Source organism: Endozoicomonas sp. ALD040, from assembly GCF_049275945.1.
Taxonomy (GTDB): domain Bacteria; phylum Pseudomonadota; class Gammaproteobacteria; order Pseudomonadales; family Endozoicomonadaceae; genus Endozoicomonas_A.
In genome coordinates this window covers 554,975-570,535 of the sequence record NZ_CP184829.1, presented here as the reverse complement: position 1 = coordinate 570,535, position 15,561 = coordinate 554,975, and the positions used below count along the sequence as shown (strand labels likewise).

Genomic DNA, 15,561 nt, shown 5'->3' with positions numbered 1-15,561 from the left:
ATCTAGCGCAAACGTGAATCATCAGGCCTAGGCCGGATGACGTGCGAATTTTTTCCACTAGCGAATGGATTCACAGAAGCTGATTTTATTTGCCTGGATCTATGAGACGCTCACAACAAAACAAAGCTGCCTGCTCGATGGTCCGATCACTGCTTGTGCTAGTGGCAATGTTGTTTGGAGATTCGCTGCAGGCATTGGAATTAGTCGGCCCAAGCTCGCTACCAGCTCATTTCCTGTATTCCAATAAGTTGGCTGAACCTGAACAGCCCGATCCTCTTCGAGGGTGTCACGAGTTGACTTCCATCATTCCCGGCTTCATTCTCGTCATTCCCGCGAAGGCGGGAATCCACACTGACTCACCACCAGAACCTTACTGCCCGGTGCCCCAATGGCCTTGTCATCCCCGAGAAGGCAGATATTCACCGTTGGCGCTGGATTCCCGCCTTCGCGGGAATGACGACCTCAGAGCATCCGAACGAGCTGTTGGAGTTTTGCGACACCCTCCGGAGCGTGGGAACGAGTTGTTGGAGTTTTACGTGCCCCCTGAAGTTCTGGAGAACACTTCCAATGCGTTGATCGCCGGGGGCAACGCCGGTGGAGATGATGGCAATAAGCCACCTGACGGAAACAGCGGGAGTCCTGAACCAGCGCCCCAACCTGACCTTACCCTTATTCCTGATCCTGTCCAAACTTGTCTGCAGCAAAAAAAGCAACTACTTGTAATATTACAAATCAAACGACTATGGGCGATTATGGCAGGCCAGACCACCCTGTCCCGGATTTTGTCAGACCGGATCATGGTGATTGAAGCCGATCTTCTTGATCTGGAAAGGTCAGACCCTGGCACGATGCAACCGGGGCTGGTTCAAACATGGCTGGCAGAGAATGGTCAGGAACTCAGAGTTTACCGTGAGATGGTTTCTGGCAAATATTCTGGCCGGCAGGTGAGTAACGGGAAAAAGAATTCATCCTCCCGAACGACCAAAGCATCAACGACCGCAGCAACAGGTCAGACTGGCCAGACAAGGGGACCTGCTGCCCGTAAAAGGGGAACCGGTTCGGCAGGCGTCAATGGTCGTGGAGGCGATGACCCACTGAAACCCTCTGCTAAGCAGGATACCGGACATTCGGATGTCGCTTGTTCGAAGTGTGAAAAGGTATTGAATCCACAGGAATTAGAACGTGTAGCAAATCAGACAGCAGCTTCAGCGTTGTTGTGCAACAAGTGCCTGTCGGGCATTCAAGGTAACAAAAGGGTAAGACGAATCCGGGAAGAAGCAGAACCGGATTCACCTGAACCCGCTCCGAAAAAAAAGAAGGGCCCGGGTAGAAAGAGAAATAATTCAACAGCTGTTGCTGAACCAGCGGCCAAAAAAAAGAAACCGACAGACAATCAGATCCCCGATGACCCATTGGAAAAAATAAAAGCAAATATCAAGTACGAATTAAGTCAGGAAGAGCTGAAAAAAGTGCAAACCCTGTTGGCGGTATTCAAGAAAAAAAACATCACTGTAAAAAACACTTTTTATAAGCTGTCTGGTTTCGTAGAGAGAGATTCTTTTAATGGCTTCTTCGATAATGCCATCGCTTTTTTTGGGCATCTTTCTGAAAACGTCAAAAATACAGGCATGCTGACCGGCATGCTGGGTAATAAAAAAAAACATATCCGTAGTTTCGCAGAACGTAGCCTGAGTGAACTCGAATATTTAGCAAGTTTGGATGTATTGAATTCCTTCTCGTCCATGAATAATGGCGAAGGCGTGCCCAGACATGAGCAAGTGAAAGCAATACTGGGCTGGCCAGAATGGAAAGACAGGGATGGCGAGTTTAATACGAAGTTGTTCCGAGCCTTCTCGTCAATGAATAGTGGCAAAGGCTTGCTCAAACATGAACAAGTGAAAGAGGTGCTGGGCTGGCCGGAGTGGAAAGACGAGGATGGCGGGTTCAGTATGGAGCTGTTCCGCTCCTTCTCGTCTATGAATAGCAGCAAGGGCATGATTAAACATGAGGAAGTCAAAGAGGTGCTGGGCTGGCCGGAATGGAAGGACAAGTATGGTGAGTTCAGTATGGAGCTGTTCCGCTCCTTGTCATCCATGAATAATGGCAAAGGCATGCTCAAACATGAGCAAGTGAAAGAGGTGCTGGGCTGGCCGGAATGGAAAGACAAGGATGGTGAGTTCAGTATGGAGCTGTTCCGCTCCTTCTCATCCATAAACAATGGCAAAGGCATGCTCAAACATGAGCAAGTGAAAGAGGTGCTGAGCTGGCCAGAGTGGAAAGACAAGGATGGTGAGTTCAGTATGGAGCTGTTCCGCTCCTTCTCGTCTACGAATCATAACAAAGGCATCCTCAAACATGAGCAAGTGAAAGAGGTGCTGGGCTGGCCGGAATGGAAAGACAAGGATGGCGATTTCAACATGGAGCTGTTCCGCTCCTTCTCATCCATGAACAATGGTAAAGGCATGCTCAAACATGAGCAAGTGAAAGAGGTGCTGGGCTGGCCGGAATGGAAAGACAAGGATGGCAAGTTCAGTATGGAGTTGTTCCGTTCCTTTACGTCTTTGAACCATGGCAAAGGCATCCTCAAACATGAGCAAGTGAAAGAGGTGCTGGGTTGGTCGGAATGGAAAGACAAGGATGGCGAGTTCAGTATGGAGCTATTCCGCTCCTTCTCATCCATGAACAATGGCAAAGGCATGTTCAAACATGAGCAAGTGAAAGAGGTGTTGAGCTGGCCGGAATGGAAAGACAAAGATGGTGAGTTCACTATGGAGCTGCTCCGTTCCTTCTCGTCTATGAGTCATGGCAAAGGCATCCTCAGACATGAGGAAGTTAGAGAGATTCTGGGTTGGCCGGAATGGAAAGACAAGGATGGCGAGTTCAGTATGGAGCTGTTCCGCTCCTTCTCATCTATGAATCATGGCAAAGGCATCCTCAAACATAAGGAAGTGGAAGAGGTGTTGGGCTGGCTGGAATGGAAAGACAAGGATGGCAAGTTCAATATGGAGCTGTTCTGCGCCTTCTCGTCCATGAATGGTGGCAAAGGCATGCTCAAACTTGAGAAAGTGAAAGAGGTGCTCGGCTGGCCTGAATGGAAACACAAGGGGGGCGAGCTCAATATAAAGCTGTTCCGCGTTTTCTCGTCTATGAATCACGGCCAAGGCTTGCCCAAACATGAGCCTGTGAAAAAAGTGCTGGACTGGACAAGTTGCCGGGGGGCGCCCAATCACAGGCTACTGCAAATCATGCCCAGGCTCTGGGTATCAGAAGGGCTACCTGCTACCAAGATGCTGCAACATTGGGAAACACAACTGAAACAGTTACTGCTTACAGAACTTACCGGAGAACACAGCAACACGGATAATGAAGGAGATGATAAATACAATCGCCAGATAAAAACAGTCGCTCTTTATCTTTCCACCCCTAAGCCAGACTGGTCGCTAAAATGGATGGTTTTAAAACAGTTCTGCCAATTGCATAAAGAAGCTAAAACGCTTCTGATGCTCGAATCATTGATAGGGCTTTTATCTTCTTCTGGAGGAAAAAGTGTCAAACGCTACCTTCAGGCTAATCAACAGGATCGGCATTTTTTGTGGCGTCATTCAATGAAAGCCGTGCCTTTGCGTGTGTTAAATAGAGCAATATTTCTGTGTTCTTGCGATGAAGACAGGGAGCGCTTTGTCTTTTTTGTCAAGCGGCTGAAGTCATTGCCGGATAAAAGACTATGGGAGCAGTACTCTGCCCTATTGCAACCATTGTCAGGAGTGCTGAAACTCGAATATATGCAAAGGCTCTATCTGGAAATCCTACAACCCTTAACAAAAGATGATCAGCTGCGTTTTCTGGATGCCAGCCATGCCCGGGCTGTATTCGATTTGTTTCCCTCGTTGAGCGCCCTGCAAAAACTCAGCAAAGAGCATTCTTCCCATTGGTTAAAGAAGCTGCTTGAAGCCTGCCTGCAACTAAGAACCCAAGACATCACCAAAGAAGGCATCCAGATACTGTTCGAAGCGCTGCTCAAAACCTATAGTCTTCTACCCTGGGATCACGATATTCCCGATCACTTTTTGTCCGGTATGCAAACGATCGACAACAACCATGTTGAGATACCTGTCTCCGGTCTTATCCAATCAGGAGAACAGTTGGCTCTGAGCTATATTGCAGTGTTGATGCAGAAGCTCAATAAGATGTCTTTCACCGTCAAAGGTCAGTGGCTTGAGGTTGAAGTGCCAGGTGACGGAGTTGAAAACTACTGCTTTCCAATGCCACAGCTGGAAATACAGGATGAAAAAATGGCCATCAGCAACTGGTCAGAGGAACAGTTCAAGACTGTTTTGAAAATCACCGGGATATCTGAACACTATTATTTGACCGCAGATCAATGGCAGAAACTGAATAACGTACAATCCAGGCAAGCTGAAGCATGTCAGGTAGAGAATGAATTGGAACCACAAAAACAGGCGTTCGGCAGTTTATGGTTAAAGCTCAACCAGACAGAAATTTTTGGCACCGAAATACTGAATTTACTGGAGGAGTACGAGAATGAAATGGAGCTTATGCATACAGTGACCCTCCTTAAAAAAGCCAGAATCGATACCGATAACTGCATACTGGAAGAATGGCGGCAACGGGCGTGCAACAAAATAGAACAGTTAAAAAAGCAAGACCCTTTATTATCAGATGTTGATCCTGATGTTTATCAGAGTTGTCAGGAACTGGAGTTGCTTGATGGGTGTGGGAGTATTTTTTAAAAAGACCTGTGTCGTCTGATAAGGCTTCTAAAACGTACTGTCTGCCAACTCCGTTCATGGCAACCCTGCCAGTGCGGTGCTATAAAACCTAGCTCAAACGTGAATCATCAGGCCTAAGCCGGATGACGTACGAATTTTTTCCACTAGCGAATGGATTCACAGAAGCTGATTTTATTAGCCTGGATCTATGAGACGCTCACAACAAAACAAAGCTGCCTGCTCGATGGTCCGATCACTGCTTCTGTTGGTGACGATGTTGTTTGGGGATTCGCTGCATGCATTGGAATTAGTCGGCCCAAGCCCGCTACCCGCTCATTTCCTGTATTCCAATAAGTTGGCTGAACCTGAACAGCCCGATTTTCTTCGAGGGTGTCACAAAACTCTGGCTCCCATGCTTTTAGGCCCTGTAAGTCGCGAGCGTGGGTGCCCATATGTTATCTCAAGTGGTAGTATCTGGCTTTCAGGGGAGATATGCATTCCCACGCCGGAGCGTGCGAACGAGTTGATATGCATTCCCACGCCGGAGCGTGGGAACGAGTTGACTTCCATCATTCCCGGCTTCATTCTCGTCATTCCCGGCTTCATTCTCGTCATTCCCGCGAAGGCGGGAATCCACACTGACTCACCACCAGAACCTTACTGCCCGGTGCCCCAATGGCCTTGTCATCCCCGAGAAGGCAGATATTCACCGTTGGCGCTGGATTCCCGCCTTCGCGGGAATGACGACCTCAGAGCATCCGAACGAGCTGTTGGAGTTTTGCGACACCCTCCGGAGCGTGGGAACGAGTTGTTGGAGTTTTACGTGCCCCCTGAAGTTCTGGAGAACACTTCCAATGCGTTGATCGCCGGGGGCACCGCCGGTGGAGATGATGGCAATAAGCCACCTGACGGAAACAGCGGGAGTCCTGACCCAGCGCCCCAACCTGACCTTACCCTTATTCCTGATCCTGTCCAAACTTGTCGGCAGCAAAAAAAGCAACTGCTTATAATATTACAAATCAAACGACTATGGGCGATTATAACAGGCCAAACTACGCTGGCCCGGATTTTGTCAGACCGGATCATGGTGATTGAGGCCGATCTTCTTGATCTGGAAAGGTCAGACCCTGGCACGATTCAACCGGGGCTGGTTCAAACATGGCTGGCAGAGAATGGTCAGGAACTCAGAGTTTACCGTGAGATGGTTTCTTACAAATATTCTGGCCGACAGACGGGTAACAGGAAAAAGAATTCATCCTCCCGAACGACCAAAGCATCAACGACCGAAACAACAGGTCAGACAGGTCAGACAAGGGGACCTGCTGCCCGTAAAAGGGGAACCGGTTCGACAGGCGCCAATGGTCGTGGAGACGATGACCCACTAAACCCCTCAGCTGAGCAGAATACCGGAAATTCGCTTGTCACTTGTTCGAAGTGTGATAAAGCACTGAATCCACAGGAATTAGGACGTATAGCAAATCAGACAGCAGCTTCAGCGTTGTTGTGCGACAAGTGCCTGTCGGGCATTCAAGGTAACAAAAGGGTAAGACGAATCCGGGAAGAAACAGAACCGGATTCACCAGAACCCGCTCCGAAAAAAAAGAAGGGCCCGGGTAGAAAGAGAAAAAATTCAACAGCTGTTGCTGAACCAGCGGCCAAAAAAAAGAAACCGCCAGACACTCAAATTCCCGATGATCCGTTAGAAAAAATAAAAGCAAATATCAAGTACGAATTAAGTCAGGAAGAGCTGAAAAAAGTGCAAACCCTGGTGGCGGTACTCAAGAAAAAAAACATCACTGTAAAAAACACTTTTTATAAGCTGCTTGGTTTCGTAGATAGAAACTCTTTTAATGGCTTCTTCGATAATGCCGCCGCCTTTTTTGGGCACCTTTCTGAAAACGTCAAAAATACAGGCATGCTGACCGGCATGCTGGGTAATAGCAGAAAACATATCCGTAGTTTTGCAGAGCGTAGCCAGGATGAACTCGAATATTTAGCGAGTTTAGATATAGTGACTTCTTTCTCGTCCATGAATAATGGCAAAGGTGTGCCCACAAATAAGGAAGTGAAAGCAATACTGGGCTGGTCTGAATGGAAAGACAAAGATGGCGAGTTCAATATCGAACTGTTCCGCTCTTTCTCTTCCATGAATAATGGCAAAGGCATGCTCAAACATGAGCAAGTGAAAGAGGTGCTCGGCTGGCCGGAATGGAAAGGCAAGGATGGTGAGTTCAGTATGGAGCTGTTCCGCTCCTTCTCATCCATGAATAATGGCAAAGGCATGCTCAAACATGAGCAAGTTAAAGAGGTGCTTGGCTGGCCGGAATGGAAAGACAAGGATGGCAAGCTCAACATTGAGCTGTTGCGTGCTTTCTCATCCATGAATAGCAGCAAGGGCATGATTAAACATGAGCAAGTGAAAGAGGTGCTGGGCTGGCCGGAATGGAAAGACAAGGATGGGGAGTTCAACATTGAGCTGTTCCGCTCCTTATCATCCATGCACAGTGGTAAAGGCATGCTCAAACAAGAGGATGCAAGAGAGGTGCTGGGCTGGCCGGAATGGAAAGACAAGGATGGCGAGTTTAATACGAAGTTGTTCCGATCCTTCTCGTCAATGAACAACGGTAAAGGCATGCTCAAACATGAGCATGTAAAAGAGGTGCTGGGCTGGCCGGCATGGAAGGACAAGGATGGCGAGTTCAATATGGAGCTGTTCCGCTCCTTCTCATCCATAAACAATGGTAAAGGCGTGTTCAAAAAAAAAGAAGTGAAAGAGGCGCTGGGCTGGCCGGAATGGAAGGACAAGGATGGCGAGTTCAGTATGGAGCTGTTCCGAACCTTCTCATCTATGAATCATGGCAAAGGCATCCTCAAACAAGGGGAAGTGAAAGAGGTGCTGGGCTGGCCGGAATGGAAAGACAAGGATGGCGAGTTCAACATTGAGCTGTTCCGCTCCTTCTCGTCCATGAATAATGGTAAAGGCATCCTCAAACATGAGCAAGTGAAAGAGGTGTTGGGCTGGCCGGAATGGAAAGACAAGGATGACGAGTTCAACATTGAGCTGTTCCGCTCCTTCTCGTCCATGAATAATGGCCACGGCGTACCCAAACACGAGCAAGTGAAAGAGATGTTGGGTTGGCCGGAATGGAAAGACAAGGATGGCGAGTTCAGTATGGAGCTGTTCCGCTCCTTCTCGTCCATGAATAATAAAAAAAGCCTGCCCAACCATGAGGAAGTGAAAGCAGTGCTAGACTGGCCGGAATGGAAAGATAAGGATGGCGAGTTCAGTATGGAGCTGTTCCGCTCCTTCTCATCCATGAACAATGGTAAAGGCGTGTTCAAACAAGAAGAAGCGAAAGAGATGCTGTGCTGGCCGGAATGGAAAGACAAGGATGGCGAGTTCAGTATAGAGCTGTTCCGCTCCTTCTCATCCATGAATAGAAGCAAAGGCATGCTCAAACAAAAAGAAGTGAAAGAGGTACTGGGCTGGCCGGAATGGAAAGACAAGGATGGCGAGTTCAATATGGAGCTGTTCCGCCCCTTCTCATCCATGAATAAAGGCAAAGGCATGCTTCAACATGAGCAAGTGAAAGAGGTGCTGGGCTGGCCGGAATGGAAAGACAAGGATGGCGAGTTCAGTATGGAGCTGTTCCGCTCCTTCTCATCCATGAATAGTGGCAAAGGCATGCTCAAACAAAAGGAAGTGAAAGAGGTGCTGGGCTGGCCGGAATGGAAAGACAAGGATGGCGAGTTCAATACGAAGTTGTTCCGCGCCTTCTCGTCTATGAATCATTGCAAAGGCATGCTCAAACAAAAGGAAGTGAAAGAGGTGCTGGGCTGGTCTGAATGGCAACACAAGGGTGTCGAGCTCAATATAAAGCTGTTCCGCCTTTTCTCGTCCATGAATCACAGCCAAGGCTTGCCCAAACATGAGCCTGTGAAAAAAGTGCTGGACTGGATAGATTGCCGTGGGGCGCCCAATCACAGGCTACTGCAAATCATGTCCAGGCTCTGGGTATCAGCAGGGCTACCTGCTATCAAGCTGCTGCAACACCGGGAAACACAACTGAAACAGTTACTGCTTAAAGAACTTACCGGAGAACACAGCAACCGGGATAATGAAGGAGAGGATAAATACAATCGCCAGATAAAAACAGTCGCTCTTTATCTTTACACCCCTAAGCCAGACTGGTCACTAACATGGACGGTTTTAAAACAGTTCTGCCAATTGCATAAAGAGGCTAAAACGCTTCTGATGCTGAAATCATTGATAGGGCTTTTATCTTCTTCTGGAGGGAAAAGTGTCGAGCGTTACCTTCAGGCTAACCAACTGGATCGGCATTTTTTGTGGCGTCATTCAATGAAAGCCGTGCCTTTGCGCGTGTTAAATAGAGCAATGTTCCTGTGTTCTTCCGATGAAGACAGGGAGCGTTTTGTCTATTTTGCCAAGCGGCTGAAGTCATTGCCGGATAAAAGACTATGGGAGCAGTACTCTGCTCTATTGCGAGCATTGTCAGGGGTGCTGAAACTCGAATATATGCAAGGGCTCTATCTGGAAATTCTGCAACCCTTAACAAAAGATGATCAGCTGCGTTTTCTGGATGCCAGCCATGCCCAGGCTGTATTCGACCTGTTTCCCTCGTTGAGTGCCCTGCAAAAATTCAGCAAAGAGCATTCTTCCCATTGGTTAAACAAGTTGCTTGAAGCCTGCCTGCAACTAAAAACCCATGACATCACCAAAGCAGGCATCCAGATACTGTTTGAAGCGCTGCTCAAAACCCATAGTCTTCTACCCTGGGATAACGATATTCCCGATCACTTTCTGTCCGGGATGCGAACAAACGACAATAACCATGTTGAGATACCTGTCTCCGGTCTTATCCAAACAGGAGAACAGTTGGCCCTGAGCTATATTGCTGTATTGATGCAGAACCTCAATGAGATGTCTTTTTCCGTCAAAGGGCAATGGCTTGAGGTTGAAGTACCAAGTGGCAGAGTTCAAAACTACCGCTTTCCAATGCCACAGCTGGAAATACAGGATGAAAAAATGGCCATCAGCAACTGGTCAGAGGAACAGTTCAAGACTGTTTTGAAAATCACCGGGATATCTGAACACTATTATTTGACCGCAGATCAATGGCAGAAACTGGATAACGTTCAATCCAGGCAAGCTGAAGCATTTCAGGCAGAGAATGAATTGGAACCACAAAAACAGGCATTTGCCAGTTTATGGTTAAAGCTCAACCAGACAGAAATTTTTGGCAGCGAAACACTGAATTTACTGGAGGAGTACGAGAGCGAAATGGAGCTTATGCATACAGTGACCCTCCTTAAAAAAGCCAAAATCGATAGCGCTACCCACATACTGGAAGTGTGGAGGCAACGGGCGTGCAATAAAATAGAACAGTTAAAAAAGCAAGACCCTTTATTATCAGATGTTGATCCTGATGTTTATCAGAGTTGTCAGGAACTGGAGCTGCTTGATGGGTGTGGGAGTATTTTCTAAAAAGACTTGTGTCGTACGATAAAGCTTCTAAAAACAAACTGTCTGCCAAATCCGTTTATGGCAAGCTTGCCAGTGCGGTGCTATAAAATCTAGCGCAAACGTGAATCATCAGGCCTAAGCCGGATGACGTACGAATTTTTTTCCACTAGCGAATGGATTCACAGAAGCTGATTTTATTAGCCGGGATCTATGAGACGCTCACAACAAAAAAAAGCTGCCTGCTCGATGGTCCGATCACTGCTTCTGTTGGTGACGATGTTGTTTGGGGATTCGCTGCATGCATTGGAATTAGTCGGCCCAAGCTCGCTACCAGCTCATTTCCTGTATTCCAATAAGTTGGCTGAACCTGAACAGCCCGATTTTCTTCGATGGCATCACAAAACTCTGGCTCCCATGCTTTTAGGCCCTGTAAGTCGCGGGCGTGGGTGCCCATATGTTATCTCAAGTGGTAGTATCTGGCTTTCAGGGGAGATATGCATTCCCACGCCGGAGCGTGGGAACGAGTTGACTTCCATCATTCCCGGCTTCATTCTCGTCATTCCCGGCTTCATTCTCGTCATTCCCGCGAAGGCGGGAATCCACACTGACTCACCACCAGAACCTTACTGCCCGGTGCCCCAATGGCCTTGTCATCCCCGAGAAGGCAGATATTCACCGTTGGCGCTGGATTCCCGCCTTCGCGGGAATGACGACCTCAGAGCATCCGAACGAGCTGTTGGAGTTTTGCGACACCCTCCGGAGCGCGGGAACGAGTTGTTGGAGTTTTACGTGCCCCCTGAAGTTCTGGAGAACACTTCCAATGCGTTGATCGCCGGGGGCACCGCTGGTGGAGATGATGGCAATAAGCGACCTGACGGAAACAGCGGGAGTCCTGAACCAGAGCGCCAACCTGTCCTTACCCTTATTCCTGATCCTGTCCAAACTTGTCTGCAGCAAAAAAAGCAACTACTTGTAATATTACAAATCAAACGACTATGGGCGATTATGGCAGGCCAGACCACCCTGTCCCGGATTTTGTCAGACCGGATCATGGTGATTGAAGCCGATCTTCTTGATCTGGAAAGGTCAGACCCTGGTACGATCCAACCGGGGCTGGTTCAGACATGGATGGCAGAGAATAGTCAGGAACTCAGAGTTTACCGTGAGATGGTTTCTGGCAAATACTCTGGCCGACAGACAGGTAACGGGAAAAAGAATTCATCCTCCCGAACGACCAAAGCAGCAACGACCGCAACAACAGGTCAGACCGGCCAGACAAGGGGACCTGCTGCCCGTAAAAGGGGAACCGGTTCGACAGGCGTCAATGGTCGTGGAGACGATGACCCACTAAACCCCTCAGCCGAGCAGAATACCGGAAATTCGCTTGTCGCATGTTCGAAGTGTGACAAGGCACTGAATTCACAGGAATTAGAACGTGTAGCAAATCAGACAGCAGCTTCAGCGTTGTTGTGCAACAAGTGCCTGTCGGGCATTCAAGGTAACAAAAGGGTAAAACGAATCCGGGAAGAAGCAGAACCGGATTCATCAGAACCCGCTCCGAAAAAAAAGAAGGGCCCGGGTAGAAAGAGAAATAGTTCAACAGCTGTTGCTGAACCACCGGCCAAAAAAAAGAAACCGCCAGACACCCAGATCTCCGATGACCCACTGGAAAAAATAAAAGCAAATATCAAGTACGAATTAAGTCAGGAAGAGCTGCAAAAAGTGCAAACCCTGGTGGCGGTATTCAAGGAAAAAAATATCACTGTAAAAAACACTTTTTATAAGCTGCCTGGTCTTGTAGATAGAAAGTCTGTTAATGGTTTCTTCGATAATGCTGCCACCTTTTTTGGGCACCTTTCTGAAAACTTCAAAAATACAGGCATGCTGACCGGCATGCTGGGTAATAAAAAAAAACATATCCGTAGTTTCGCAGAACGTAGCCTGAATGAACTCGAATATTTAGCAAGTTTGGATGTATTGAATTCCTTCTCGTCCATGAATAATGGCGAAGGCGTGCCCAGACATGAGCAAGTGAAAGCAATACTGGGCTGGCCAGAATGGAAAGACAGGGATGGCGAGTTTAATACGAAGTTGTTCCGATCCTTCTCGTCTATGAATAATGGCAAAGGCATGCCCAAACATGAACAAGTGAAAGAGGTGCTGGGCTGGCCGGAATGGAAGGACAAGGATGGCGAGTTCAATATGGAGCTGTTCCGCGCCTTCTCGTCTATGAATAGCAGCAAGGGCATGATTAAACATGAGGAAGTGAAAGAGGTGCTGGACTGGCCGGAATGGAAGGACAAGAATGGCGAGTTCAGTATCGAGCTGTTCCGTTCCTTCTCATCCATGAACAACGGTAAAGGCATCCTCAAACATCAGCAAGTGAAAGAGGTGCTGGGCTGGCCGGAATGGAAAGACAGGGATGGCGAGTTTAATACGAAGTTATTCCGATCCTTCTCGTCAATGAGTATTGGCAAAGGCATGCTCAAGCAAAAGGAAGTGAAAGGGGTTCTGGGCTGGCCGGAATGGAAAGACAAGGATGGCGAGTTCAGTATGGAGCTGTTCCGCGCCTTCTCGTCTATGAGTCATGGCAAGAGCGTGCTCAAAAAAAAGGAAGTGAAAGAGGTGCTGGGCTGGCCGGAATGGAAAGACAAGGATGGCGAGTTCAGTATGGAGCTGTTCCGCGCCTTCTCGTCTATGAATCATGGCAAAGGCATCCTCAAACAAGAGGAAGTCAAAGAGGTGCTGGGCTGGCCGGAATGGAAAGACAAGGATGGCGAGTTCAGTATGGAGCTGTTCCGCGCCTTCTCGTCTATGAATCATGGCAAAGGCATCCTCAAACAAGAGGAAGTGAAAGAGGTGCTGGGCTGGCCGGAATGGAAAGACAGGGATGGCGAGTTCAGTATGGAGCTGTTCCGCTCTTTCTCATCTATGAATAGTAGCAAAGGTATGCTCAAACATGAGGAAGTGAAAGAGGTGCTGGACTGGCCGGAATGGAAAGACAGGGATGGCGAGTTCAATATGGAGGTGTTCCGCTCCTTCTCATCCATGAACCATGGTAAAGGCATGCTCAAACAAGAGGAAGTGAAAGAGTTGCTGGGTTGGCCGGAATGGAAAGACAAGGATGGCGAGTTCAGTATGGAGCTGTTCCGCGCTTTTTCGTCCATGAATAATAGCAGAGGCATGCTCAAGCATGAGAAAGTGAAAGAGGTGCTGGACTGGCCGGAATGGAAAGACAGGGGTGGCGAGTTCAATATGGAGGTGTTCCGCTCCTTCTCATCCATGAACAATGGTAAAGGCATGCTCAAACAAGAGGAAGTGAAAGAGTTGCTGGGTTGGCCGGAATGGAAAGACAAGGATGGCGAGTTCAGTATGGAACTGTTCCGCACTTTTTCGTCCATGAATAATAGCAGAGGTATGCTCAAACATGAGAAAGTGAAAGAGGTGCTCGGCTGGCCTGAATTGAAACACAAGAATGGCGAACTCAATATAAAGCTGTTCCGCGTTTTCTCGTCCATGAATCACAGCCAAGGCTTGCCCAAACATGAGCCTGTGAAAAAAGTTCTGGACTGGGTAGGTTGCCGGGGGGCGCTCAATCACAGGCTAATGCAAATCATGACCAGGCTCTGGGTATCAGAAGGGCTACCTGCTATCAAGCTGCTGCAACACCGGGAAACACAACTGAAACAGTTACTGCTCACAGAACTTACCGGAGAACACAGCAAACCGGATAATGAAGGAGATGACGAATACAATAGCGACTCAGATGATGAAGAGGACAAATGCAATAGCCAGATAAAAACAGTCGCTCTTTATCTTTCCACCCCTAAGCCGGACTGGTCGCTAACATGGACAGTTTTAAAACAGTTCTGCCAATACCATAAAGAGACAAAAACGGTTCTGATGCTGGAATCATTGATAGAGCTTTTATCTTCTGGAGGGAAAAGTGTCAAACGCTACCTTCAGGCTAATCAACAGGATCAGCATTTTTTGTGGCGTCATTCAATGAAAGCCGTGCCTTTGCGCGTGTTAAATAGAGCAATGTTTTTGTGTTCTTGCGATGAAGACAGGGAGCGTTTTGTCTATTTTGTCAAGCGGCTGAAGTCATTGCCGGATAAAAGACTATGGGAGCATTACTCAGCCCGGTTGCAATCATTGTCAGGAGTGCTGAAACTCGAATATATGCTAGGGCTCTATCTGGAAATTCTGCAACCCTTAACAAAAGATGATCAGCTGCGTTTTCTGGATGCCAGCCATGCCCGGGCTGTATTTGATCTGTTTCCCTCGTTGAGCGCCCTGCAAAAACTCAGCAAAGAGCATTCTTGCCATTGGTTAAAGAAGCTGCTTGAAGCCTGCCTGCAACTAAAAACCCATGACATCACCAAAGAAGGCATCCAGATACTGTTTGAAGCGCTGCTCAAAACCCATAGTTTTCTACCCTGGGATAACGATATTCCCGATCACTTTTTGTCCGGTATGCAAACGATCGACAACAACCATGTTGAGATACCTGTCTCCGGTCTTATCCAATCAGGAGAACAGTTGGCTCTGAGCTATATTGCAGTGTTGATGCAGAAGCTCAATAAGATGTCTTTCACCGTCAAAGCTCAGTGGCTTGAGGTTGAAGTGCCAGGTGACGGAGTTGAAAACTACTGCTTTCCAATGCCACAGCTGGAAATACAGGATGAAAAAATGGCCATCAGCAACTGGTCAGAGGAACAGTTCAAGACTGTTTTGAAAATCACCGGGATATCTGAACACTATTATTTGACCGCAGATCAATGGCAGAAACTGGATAACGTACAATTCAGGCAAGCTGAAGCATGTCAGTCGGCGAATGAATTGGAACCACAAAAACAGGCGTTTGGCAGTTTATGGTTAAAGCTCAACCAGACAGGAATTTTTGGCACCGAAATACTGAATTTACTGGAGGAGTACGAGAATGAAATGGAGCTTATGCATACAGTGACCCTCCTTAAAAAAGCCAGAATCGATACCGATAACTGCATACTGGAAGAATGGCGGCAACGGGCGTGCAACAAAATAGAACAGTTAAAAAAGCAAGACCCTTTATTATCAGATGTTGATCCTGATGTTTATCAGAGTTGTCAGGAACTGGAGTTGCTTGATGGATGCGGGAGTATTTTCTAAAAAGACTTTTGTCGTCTGATAAAGCTTCTAAAAACAAACTGTCTGCCAAATCCGTTTATGGAAAGCTCACCAGTGCGGTGCTATAAAATCTAGCGCAAACGTGAATCATCAGGCCTAGGCCGGATGACGTGCGAATTTTTTCCACTAGCGAATGGGTTCACAGATGCTGATTTTTTAAGCCTGGATCTATGAAAC

General features: G+C 47.7%; 3 protein-coding genes. All 3 read left to right on the top strand.

Annotated elements, in window-relative coordinates; translation table 11 throughout:
- The first annotated feature begins 293 nt into the window (after window positions 1-293).
- The 3 genes from ACOJUN_RS01980 to ACOJUN_RS01970 all read left to right on the top strand — a co-directional run bounded on the left by ACOJUN_RS01980 (window position 294) and on the right by ACOJUN_RS01970 (window position 15,366).
- Window positions 294-4,751: a hypothetical protein gene (locus ACOJUN_RS01980; protein ID WP_422135004.1), complete on the top strand. Its 4,458-nt coding sequence runs from the start codon at window positions 294-296 to the stop codon at window positions 4,749-4,751.
- A gap of 538 nt (window positions 4,752-5,289) precedes the next feature.
- Window positions 5,290-10,236, top strand: a complete 4,947-nt coding sequence (locus ACOJUN_RS01975) for a hypothetical protein (protein ID WP_422135003.1) — start codon at window positions 5,290-5,292, stop codon at window positions 10,234-10,236.
- A gap of 504 nt (window positions 10,237-10,740) precedes the next feature.
- A complete protein-coding gene (locus ACOJUN_RS01970; RefSeq protein WP_422135002.1) occupies window positions 10,741-15,366 on the top strand; it encodes a hypothetical protein in 4,626 nt (1,541 codons plus the stop codon).
- The last annotated feature ends 195 nt before the right edge of the window (window positions 15,367-15,561 follow it).